We start from the raw sequence: 10,927 nt of genomic DNA on the forward strand, positions 1-10,927 counted from the left end.
GCGCAAATGGATACAACGGACGCCCGCAATGGCAGCGGGACTGACTGATCATAGATGGACATTAAAAGAACTGTTTACAACTGTCGTTGTCGGCGAACAACACTCAGGAGGGTGACCATCGCGACTTAAGGCTTGAAAAAACTCTGGCATTAATCGCGTTATTGTATATATTATATAGTCATGGCGACTACCTTAGATCAAATCAAACTGAATATACCTGATTCAGATCGGCAAAATCCCAGTGTATCAATTCTGCTGGAATTGCTTGAGCAACATGCTGAAACAATCGCTCTCCAGAAAGAGAAGATTCAGCAGCTCAAAGATGAGATTGCACGTTTAAAAGGGCAAAAGCCAAAACCTAAAATATTCCCCAGCAAGCTATCCAAAAAAGGTAAAAAAAAGAGCAATGGCAAACGTCCAGGATCGGCCAAAAAGAAAAAAACAGCCAATCTGGAGATACACGAAACAAAACGTATTCAGCCTGAGTCAATTCCTCCGGGGTCTACATTTAACGGTCTCAAGCCTTACACTGTCCAGGGGCTGAAAATATCAGTTCACAATACACGCTATTTGCTCGAACAGTGGGAAACTCCGGAAGGTAAAATAATTTCAGGAAAACTGCCTTCTGAAATTGATGGTCATTTCGACCATACTCTTAATACCTTCATTCTCCATCAATACCACCACTGCCATGTCACGCAACCGTTACTTCTGGAGCAACTCCGTGAGTGGGGCGTGGATATTTCATCCGGGCAGCTCAATAATATTCTCACCGAAAACAAAGATTCTTTTCACGCTGAAAAAGATGCAATCCTTTCTGCTGGTCTTCGGTACTCATCTCATGTAAACGTTGATGATACAGGTGCTCGCCATAACGGCAAAAATGGCTACTGCACCCATATAGGAAATGATTTCTTTGCCTGGTTTGAGAGTACCGAAAGCAAAAGCCGAATTAATTTCCTTAGTCTCCTTCGAGCTGGAGCGTCTGATTATGTACTCAATGATGATGCGTTTGAATATATGGAACAAAAGCGGCTTCCGAAATCGTCATTCGCTCTCTTGCTCAATCATCCGGTCAAGGAATTTATGGATACAGAGCAATGGGAGCAACACCTCAAAGAGTTGGGGATTGTCAAGCCTCGCCATATACAAATTGCAACGGAAGGAGCACTTTTTGGGTGTGTCCTCTCCCAGCTTCCCAGAAGCCTCGTCATTGTCAGTGATGATGCGGGGCAATTCAACATACTCAACCATGCGCTTTGCTGGATTCATGCTGAACGAACACTGGCCAAAATAATTGCCCCCAGCGACAAAAAACGACAGATACTCGAAGAAGTTCGTCAGCAGATTTGGCAGTTCTATGACGAACTGAAAGGTTATAAAAAATCCCCAAGCCAAAAAGAAAAAGATCGGTTGTCGGAAAAGTTTGAAACAATTTTTACCCAGAAAACAGACTTTCAAACCCTTAATGAAGCTCTTCAACGCTTACATAAAAACAAGTCGGAACTCCTCTTGGTTCTCGACAGACCGGAGATACCCCTTCACAATAACCTCAGTGAAAATGATATCCGTGAATATGTAAAAAAGCGCAAAGTCAGCGGAAGCACCCGTAGTGAGGCTGGACGTCGTTGTAGAGACACATTTGCAAGCATAAAGAAGACATGCCGAAAATTAGGGGTATCTTTTTGGCAATATCTTGAAGACCGACTTTCCGGTAAAAATACTATTCCACCTTTACCCCACATTATCGAACAAGCAAACACTGCTCCCGGATAACACAGCTGGATATTATCAGCAGACAGTAAACTCCCTCTCTATCAATGGCGTGGTGTGTCTTTTTTTTGACGTCTACCAACACTTATTGAGAAGTTACGTAATATTGTTCAGTCGAGCAAGGAAAAAAGCCTTTTTTCCTTGAAAAGGGAAAATGTGGTCTATGGCTTCACGGATTCAGGAAAACACCAATAAATTCAAACATGCTCGATACACCCCCTCAATCATCCGCCATGACCACTATCATAGTCGGCCTCGGCAACCCCATCCTCGGAGATGACGGCGTGGGCTGGCGGGTCGCTGAGGAAGTCAGCAAACAGAGCGGCATTACCTTGGGTGATGCCCCCCTGCCCGGCCTGCATGACCAGGAACAACAACCCATCACCATTGAGTGCTACTCGCTAGCTGGCCTCAGCCTAATGGAACGGCTCATCGGCTATGACCGGGTTATCCTCATCGATGCCCTGAACACTGGCAAGCACCCGCAGGGCGAGGTGGTCTGTTTCACTCTGGATGACATGGAAGACCTGACTCACGGCCACACTGCCTCGGCCCATGATGTCTCGCTCAAGCAGGCCCTCAAGCTAGGCCGCAGCATGGGGGAATCCCTGCCTGATGATGCTCAGGTGTATATTATTGCAGTAGAGGCTGCCCATGTCTATGATTTCCAGGAGGATCTCAGCCCGGCAATAGCTACCGCTGTACCGCTGGCGGTGCAGAAGGTACTGGAACTGATCGACAAGTAGGGGCAGGCCCCTGTGCCTGCCCGAGTAAGGGCACGGCGTGCCGTGCCCAGCAAAATTTCATCAACAAAAACAACGATGCACGAACTCTCTGTCACCCAAAGCATCCTTGATATCGTCCTGCAACACGCCAAGGAGAGAAAGATCCAGCAGGTCAATCTGGTGATCGGCCAGTTCTCATCCATTGTCGATGATTCCGTGCAATTTTATTGGGATATTATTGCCAAGGAAACCTTGGCAGCAGAGGCAAAACTCCATTTCGAACGCATCCCCGGCGAGATGACCTGTAGTAACTGCGGCCACGTCTTTCATCCCGGCAGCGAGGATTTTCTCTGCCCGTCCTGCGAAAGTAGTGCTGTGCGGGTCAGCGGGGGCCGGGAATTTCAGGTAGACAGCATTGATGTTGAATAATTTATCGGAGAAATACTATGTGCGATGGTCATAATCATACTCACAGTCATACAACAACGCGGGTTCCTGTGGTGGAAAATATCCTGTCAGCCAATGACAGGATCGCCCAGCGTAACCACAGCCTGCTGCATCAAAAAAACGTATACGGGGTCAACATCATGGCCTCTCCTGGCGCAGGCAAGACCAGTGTCCTGCTCAAGACGCTGGAGGCCCTCAAGGGGCGGTTGAGAATTGGCGTTATTGAAGGCGACCCGGCAGGCTCCATTGATACGGATCGGGCTCTTGCAGCAGGAATGCCTGCGGTGCAGGTCAACACTGGCGGAGAATGTCATCTGGATGCGGTGATGATGGAAGATGCCCTGAGCCAGCTGCCCCTGGACGACCTTGATCTGGTGGTGGTGGAAAACGTGGGCAACCTGATCTGTCCGGCCAATTTCCGGCTCGGTACCCATCTCAACCTAGTGATTGCTTCCATCCCGGAGGGCGATGATAAGCCCTATAAATATCCCGGCATGTACATGGGTATGCAGGCCCTGATCATTAACAAAATAGACCTTCTACCCTATGTCCCCTTTGATATGGAGTATTTCCAGCAAGGCGTTGAAGTGCTGAATCCCGGCATTGCCACCTTCCCGCTTTCCTGCCAAACCGGTGAAGGTCTGGATGCCTGGACCGACTGGCTGGTTGAGCAAGCGCACGCAGAGATTATCCCCGAATAATGCTCATCCGAGTACAAGGCCTGGTGCAGGGCGTGGGTTTCCGCCCCTTTGTCTACAGCCTAGCAACAAGGCTGGGACTCTGCGGCTGGGTGCGTAATACCTCTGCTGAGGTGGAGATCCTTCTTCAGGGGCAGGCCTCAATTATAGAAGATTTTCTCGCCTGCCTCAAAAAAGATGCGCCTTCGCTGGCCCGCATTAATTCCATCACCACCGAACCGGATTCCTCTGCGGGGCAACAGGCAAAAACGTACAGGGATTTTACTATCCTTCCCTCCGAGGAACAGAAGGGCAAAAGGCAAGGCATACAACCTATAGCCCCGGATGCAACTCTCTGCCCGGCCTGTAAACAAGAGCTGCTGGAACCCACTGACAGGCACTACCTCTACCCCTTTATCAGCTGCACCAACTGCGGGCCACGTTTTACCATCATCCAGAATCTGCCTATTGATCGGGCAAATACGGTCATGAAGGAATTTCCACTCTGCTCGGACTGTGAGGCGGAATACGAAAACCCGTTGGATCGCCGCTTCCATGCCCAGGCCTCGGCCTGTCCGGTTTGCGGGCCGAGCCTTGCCCTGCATGATGCCGGTTACCGTAGGGGCGAATCCCTGTGTTCGCCCTCTTCTATGGAATCGTTGTCTTCCCCTGATACCGTAGGGCAGACACGGGGATCTGCCCCTACAACAGCCGTGGATACCCTGCTCGCACCACGTCGTCTTCTCCGCGAAGGAAAAATCCTCGCTATTAAGGGATTGGGTGGCTTTCACCTGGCCTGTGATGCAAATAATCCCGATGCGGTTGCGGAACTTCGCCGTCGCAAGGGCCGCCCGGAGAAACCCTTTGCCCTGATGGCAGCGGATCTGGAACAGATCAAGAACATCTGTCAGGTCAGCGATGCAGAGGCTGAATTACTCCAGGGATTTGAGAAACCTATTGTCCTGCTGGAGAAGTCTGTAGGGGCAAGTCCCCGTGCCTGCCCGATACGTAGGGGCACGGCATGCCGTACCCCTACAGAATCCGCCATTGCCCCCAACCTGGACCAATTGGGCTGCATGCTCCCCTACACCCCGCTCCACCTCCTCCTGCTTAACCGGACAGACCCGCTCTTGGCCCGAGAACCTGCCCCGGCCCTGTTGGTGATGACCAGCGGCAACCGAAGCGGCGAACCGATTGTGACAGAGAACGAGGAGGCCCTTGCCCAGCTGGCTCCCTTGGCTGATGCCCTGCTCCTCTACGATCGCCCTATCCACAGTCGCTGCGATGATTCGGTGCTACGGATAGACAGAGGGAACCGCACAGCCCTTTTTCTCCGCAGGAGCCGGGGCTATGCCCCCTGCCCGATTCAGCTCCCTTTTCCAGTCGAACCCATACTTGCCGTGGGAGGGCAGCTCAAGAATACTTTTTGCCTGGCCGAGGGAACACAGGCTTTTCTCAGTCAGCATATTGGCGATATGGACGAAGCTGCGACCTGTGCCGCCTTTGAAGAGACGGTGGAGCAGGCAAGCCAGCTCTTCCGCATCCAGCCAAAATACATCGCCCACGACCTCCACCCGCAATACTTCACCAGCCGTTATGCCCAAAGAGAATCTCAACGCAACGGACTCCCCTGCATAGCGGTTCAGCATCACCATGCCCATATCGCGGCCTGCATGGCAGATAATGGGCTGGAGGATCGGCAGCTCATCGGCCTTGCCTTTGACGGCACCGGTTATGGCCCGGACAACACCATCTGGGGTGGCGAGGTTCTGATTGCCTCCTATGGGGCGTTCGAGCGTTTTGCCCATCTCCAAAACTTTCCCTTACCCGGTGGAGAGGCGGCCATCCGTCAGCCTTGGCGTATTGCGGTCGGCGCGGCCCGTGCTCTTGGCATAGCAAACGCGGAGCTTGACGAGCTGCCCTTTCTCGATCATATTGAGCCACAGGCCATCACTATTATCCGGCAACAGGTGGACAAACAGATCAATTGCCCGCAGACCTCTTCAATGGGACGGCTCTTTGATGCCGCAGCCAGCCTGATCGGCATCCGCAACCGAATCAGCTATGAGGGCCAAGCAGCCATTGAGCTGGAAATACTATCCAGGCACTATTTGAACTCGACAACACCTTATCCAACCAACTCATTTCCTGTCGATTCACCGGATAACGCTGTCCCTTTACAAAAGTTGTTCCGAGCCATGATTGAGGATGTCCAAAGGCAGGAACCAGCCGGTCTGATCGGAGCACGACTCCACCAAACCATTGCCCGACTGGCTATTGACCTCTGCCTTCAGGCATGTGCAGCAACAGGTTTGCACGAGGCGGCCCTGTCCGGCGGGGTCTGGCAGAATCAGCTCCTGCTTGATCTGGTCCGTAACGGCTTAGAAGAACAGGGGCTGACCGTCTATTGCCACCAACAGGTGCCATGTAATGATGGTGGCCTTGCCTTGGGCCAAATCGCTGTGGCCCATCACCAAATGACAAACTGAGAAAAACCATGTGCCTTGCTATCCCAGGAAAAATAACAGAGATCTATCAGAAGAATGCCCTCCAAATGGCCAAGATCGACTTTGGCGGGGTTGCCAAAGAAATCTGTCTGGAATTTGTGCCCGAAGCAAAGCTAGGTGATTACGCCCTGGTCCATGCTGGCTTTGTCATCAGCCTGATGAACGAAACCGAGGCCGAGGAAAGCATCCAGCTGATTCAGGAGGTCTCGCGCTTTGACAATGAAGTATCTTGATGAATACCGGGATCCAACCCAGGTCAAGCTCCTGCTCCAAAAGATTAAGGAGAGCGTCAACCAGCCTTGGGTGATCATGGAGATCTGCGGCGGCCAGACCCATTCCTTTCTCCGCCACGGCCTGAATGCCCTCCTGCCCCCGCAAATTGAGTTGGTCCACGGTCCCGGCTGTCCGGTCTGCGTGACCCCGCTGGAGCAGATTGACAAGGCCATTGCCATTGCCTCCCGACCAGAGGTTATCTTCACCTCCTATGGCGATATGCTCCGGGTACCGGGTTCCAGCACAGATCTTTTCTCGGTGCGGGCCAAGGGCGGGGATGTGCGGGTGGTCTATTCGCCTCTGGAGGCTGTACAGCTGGCCGACGCCCATCCTGACAAGGAGGTGGTCTTCTTTGCCATCGGCTTTGAGACCACAGCCCCGGCCAATGCAATGGCTGTCTTGTTGGCCCAACGAAAGGGGATCAGAAATTTTTCCATGATCACAGCCCAGGTTCGTGTTCCGCCTGCAATGGAGGCTATTCTCCAGGCAGCATCCTGCCGGGTTCAGGGCTTTCTGGCAGCCGGGCATGTCTGTGCGGTTATGGGTTTTCATGAATACCTTCCTTTGGCGGAAAAATATCAAGTCCCCATCGTGGTCACGGGTTTCGAGCCCATTGATCTGCTCCAGGGTCTGTACGCAACGATCAGGCAGTTAGAGGCAGGTCATGCCCAGGTGGAAAACCAGTACCAACGTGCGGTCAACCAGCAGGGCAATACAGCGGCTCAACAGAGTATCCAACAGGCCTTCCAGCCTGTTGACCGCAAATGGCGTGGTATCGGCACTATCACGAAAAGTGGTTGGGGCCTGCGTCCTGAGCTTGCCGCCCTTGATGCGGAACTCAAATTCGAGGTTCAGGATCTCCTCAGCCAGGAATCCCCGCTCTGCATTGCTGGTGAGATCCTTCAGGGCCTAAAAAAAACCGTGGAATGCCCTGCCTTTGGCAAAAAATGCACACCGCAAAACCCGCTCGGTGCCCCTATGGTTTCCTCGGAAGGGGCCTGCGCAGCCTATTATAGGTACCATTGATAGATATCATCGGGAGTTAAAACCTCTTCCCTGATGAGAGAACAATATAGAACGATTATGGATAAACCGAATTTTGCAGGAGCAACCTGTCCTACCCCACATCGCCCCAAGGAAACCGTTCTCCTCGGGCACGGGTCCGGCGGCACCCTGAGCCGGGAACTGGTTGAACAGGTCTTTCTCCCGGAGCTGGGTGAGGCAGCCCCGCGCACCCTGGACGATGCCGCAATCATTGAGACAACGGGCCGCCAACGCCTGGCCCTGAGCACCGATTCCCATGTGGTTGAGCCGCTTTTTTTCCCCGGCGGGGATATCGGTCATTTAGCGGTCTGCGGAACCGTCAACGATCTGGCGATGGTCGGGGCCAAGCCCCTAGCTCTGACCTGCGGCTTTATTTTGGAGGAAGGCCTGCCCTTTGCCACCCTCCGTCAGGTGCTGGCCTCCATGCGAGCTGCTGCTCAGGAAGCTGGGGTTCAGATTGTTGCCGGTGATACTAAGGTAGTCCAGCGAGGGAGCGCTGATAAGATGTTCATCAATGCCTCCGGCCTTGGGGTGGTGAACCAAGGGGTGCAGATCTCCGGGGCCAATGCCCGGCCTGGGGATGTGATCATCGTTTCCGGCACTCTGGGTGATCACGGTATCACCGTGCTGGCTGCCCGCGAGGGCCTGGGGTTTGATACTGATCTAATCAGTGATGCGGCCCCACTCAATCATCTGGTCCAGGCTATGCTGGCTGCTGGAGAGATCCATGTACTCCGCGATCCCACCCGAGGTGGGCTGGCAACCTCCCTGGTGGAGATTTCTGAGCAATCCCAGGTCACCCTGCTGATTGAGGAGGATAAACTCCCTGTCAAACCAGCGGTTCGGGCTGCCTGTGAAATGCTGGGCTTTGATCCGCTCTTTATCGCTAATGAGGGCAAGCTGGTGGCCTTTGTCCCACCGGAGGATGCCGAGGCTGTCCTGGCAACCATGCGGCAGACCAAGTACGGAAAAAATGCTGCTATCATTGGAAGGGTTCTTGATGCGGGAAAGGCGGAGGTTCGGCTACAGACAGCCATCGGGGGCACCCGGCTTTTGGATATGTTGCCGGGCGAGCTGCTGCCAAGGATTTGTTAACCCAGACCCACTCAACACGCTTGATTTTCTGTCTTAGAAGAGAACAAGAAACGCAGAAACAGCCAGAAAAGAATATTCCTGTATTGATATGATGTTGGATACCTGATATGCTGCTTTTCATATTTTGTTGTACCGCCCCAGAGGGGCGGAATGGGAGCATATAGGCTTCTCCCGGTTCTTCTTCTGGATACCCATAAAAAATAACAGGGGTTATCAACCATGACAAACGATGCATTACATTGTACACCACCAGAAATCAGCAAAGAAACAGAGCGCCTTCATGAACAGTTGCATAAGCTGGGCTGGACACGGGAAGGATGTCGTTTACTGGCCCCCACCACCCTTGAAATTAATCGGTTAAAAAAGGAACAAGGGGCAATCATCCTTGTTCATTCCTACCAAACACCAGACATCATGTACGGTGTCGCCGATTTTGTTGGTGATTCATACGATCTCAGCCGTAAGGCAAGCGAACACCCTGCCCGGAAAATCATTTTCAGTTCTGTTTATTTTATGGGGGAAACCGCCAAACTGCTCAACCCTGAAAAAGAAGTCCTGGTGCCGAAAAAAGCCGGTTGCTCGCTGGCCGACTCCATCACTGCTGAACAGGTCAAAAAACTACGGCAACAATACCCGGAAGCCGGGGTTGTCTGTTATGTGAACACCTATGCCTCGGTGAAAGCGGAAAGTGATGCCTGCTGTACGTCATCCAATGTTCAAGCGGTTGTTGAGGCCATGCCCCAGGAAGAAATCATTTTTATACCTGACCAAATGATGGGACTGAACCTCCGAAACATGACCTCCAAAACCATCATCCCTTGGCAAGGCACCTGTATTGTTCACGACGAGTTCAATGAAAACAGCATAATGCAGATCAGGCAGCAGTTTCCTGATGCTGAAATCCTGGCCCATCCCGAATGTTCTCCAGGTATTGTCAATTTGGTTGATTTTGTCGGTGGTACAGCAGCCATGCTTAAGCATGTCCAAAACTCTTCGGCAACGACCTTCATGCTTGTCACGGAATGCGGCCTGACAGATCGTTTCAAGGCGGAATGTACCGATAAAAATATTGTTGGTAGCTGCATTCTCTGCCCCTATATGAAAGAAATAGGGCTTACGGATATACTCGACACTCTGAAAAATCCCGATCCTGAAAACAGGGTGGAGCTGCCTCCGGCTCTGGCTGAAAAGGCCCGGGCCTGCCTGGATAATATGTTTGCTTTGGAAAAAACGGCCGCTGCTGCTGATTGATTACAAAACAAAGCTCAGGCCGTAACCGATTCCGCACGGGTGACGGCCCACCTGCCGAATAACGAGCCCCTGCTCTTGTTTAATCATCCTACGTTATCAACCTTTTCTTGACCTGTGACAGCAAAGCGTGCCATTACAGGTACTGGAAGACTGTTTCTGGCTCTTGCTCCAGAAAGCCTACCATACCAGCCCCCTTTGAGCAGACCTTTTCTGACAGCCTGAAGCGTCTGCACGAGGGCAATGTGGCGCGGTATCGGCTGAAGCTTTCTGAGTTTTTGGGATGGAGAACAATTCGTGAGGAGTTGGAACGTCCGTAAAACGGGGAGTATTCTGCTTCCTCCTCTGGTAAAATCTCCATGCAGGGTGTATGTTGTTTTTACATTTTGTAACTCAACTAAACAATTAACGGAAAACAAGGAAATACCACTGTGGTTTTGAAAATTGGTGATTCAGTTGTTGTAAACAAAGGAGTAAAAGACCCGGATTTAGGCAATAATATCGGGGCATGGCAAGGAAGGATATCAGAGATAGATGAAGATCTGGTATGTATTGATTGGGACAGCATAACGCTGCAACAGATGCCAGCTTCGTCCATTATTCATAGTGAGGAAGAAGGCTGGGAATGGCAGAAGATGTATCTGTCGCATTCCGATGTTACCCTGACAAAACGAAGAGATTCAATAGAAGATGTGGATAGAGTCTTTGAAGAGCTTTCTTCTTATTATATGTGGGTGAATTTTGAAGAACAAGGAAAGCGTATTCAAAGCGTCCTCTCGGGGATCTCGCGAGATGACGACTTAGCATTGTTGCGGGCCTGGAGAGCGTATTTGCAAGAGAAATTGACCTTTCCGTTTCAGGCGACTGTTATGGAAATGATGCTCAGGGGTAACCGTTCAGACCCCTCTCATTTTTTTTACGCAGCAAGAGGCAGAGGAGGCACATCCAGCCCCTGGCGCCGAGCCGTGATAACCTCAGCGAGATATTTCCACGGACAGGCGTTGCGCTTCTTACACGTATCAATCACGCTCGCAAGTATGGCGAACACATGACTGCCTTGGCCATTACGGGTACCGTGGCTTAATTTGCGCGCAATAACCCAATGACGTAGTGCTTGCTCCGCCTCATTATTGGTCAG

At 51.8% G+C, this 10,927-nt stretch carries 9 protein-coding genes and 1 pseudogene; 9 read left to right on the forward strand and 1 reads right to left on the reverse strand.

Annotated elements, in window-relative coordinates; genetic code table 11:
- The first annotated feature begins 180 nt into the window (after positions 1-180).
- The 9 genes from L2082_RS15745 (at position 181) to nadA (ending at position 9,792) form a co-directional block, all read left to right on the forward strand.
- Complete coding sequence (locus tag L2082_RS15745) at positions 181-1,776, forward strand: IS66 family transposase (protein WP_446009567.1); 1,596 nt, start codon at positions 181-183, stop codon at positions 1,774-1,776.
- Between the two features lie 200 nt (positions 1,777-1,976).
- Positions 1,977-2,519, forward strand: a complete 543-nt coding sequence (locus tag L2082_RS15750) for a hydrogenase maturation protease (protein ID WP_446009566.1) — start codon at positions 1,977-1,979, stop codon at positions 2,517-2,519.
- A 75-nt stretch (positions 2,520-2,594) separates the two neighbouring features.
- Entirely contained in the window at positions 2,595-2,927 is a 333-nt protein-coding gene (hypA, locus tag L2082_RS15755) for a hydrogenase maturation nickel metallochaperone HypA (protein ID WP_446009565.1), read from the forward strand.
- 17 nt (positions 2,928-2,944) lie between these two features.
- Complete coding sequence (gene hypB, locus L2082_RS15760) at positions 2,945-3,646, forward strand: hydrogenase nickel incorporation protein HypB (protein ID WP_446009564.1); 702 nt, start codon at positions 2,945-2,947, stop codon at positions 3,644-3,646.
- Positions 3,646-6,111, forward strand: coding sequence for a carbamoyltransferase HypF (hypF, locus tag L2082_RS15765; protein ID WP_446009563.1), 2,466 nt, complete (start codon positions 3,646-3,648; stop codon positions 6,109-6,111). Before hypB ends, hypF begins: the two co-directional genes overlap by 1 nt.
- An 8-nt stretch (positions 6,112-6,119) precedes the next feature.
- The gene (locus L2082_RS15770) at positions 6,120-6,362 is read left to right on the forward strand and encodes a HypC/HybG/HupF family hydrogenase formation chaperone (RefSeq protein WP_446009562.1); all 243 of its coding nucleotides are present in this window, start codon (positions 6,120-6,122) and stop codon (positions 6,360-6,362) included.
- Positions 6,349-7,428 carry a hydrogenase formation protein HypD gene (gene hypD, locus L2082_RS15775; protein WP_446009568.1) on the forward strand — a complete coding sequence of 360 codons (1,080 nt, stop codon included), beginning with the start codon at positions 6,349-6,351 and terminating at the stop codon, positions 7,426-7,428. Before L2082_RS15770 ends, hypD begins: the two co-directional genes overlap by 14 nt.
- 57 nt (positions 7,429-7,485) lie before the next feature.
- A complete protein-coding gene (gene hypE / locus L2082_RS15780) occupies positions 7,486-8,541 on the forward strand; it encodes a hydrogenase expression/formation protein HypE (protein WP_446009561.1) in 1,056 nt (351 codons plus the stop codon).
- Positions 8,542-8,760: 219 nt separating this feature from the next.
- Positions 8,761-9,792, forward strand: coding sequence for a quinolinate synthase NadA (nadA, locus tag L2082_RS15785; protein ID WP_446009560.1), 1,032 nt, complete (start codon positions 8,761-8,763; stop codon positions 9,790-9,792).
- 913 nt (positions 9,793-10,705) lie between these two features.
- Here nadA and L2082_RS15790 read toward each other — a convergent pair.
- A pseudogene (locus L2082_RS15790) lies at positions 10,706-10,927 on the reverse strand (IS66 family transposase); the annotation flags it as partial.

It is taken from the genome of Candidatus Electrothrix sp., from assembly GCF_052785085.1.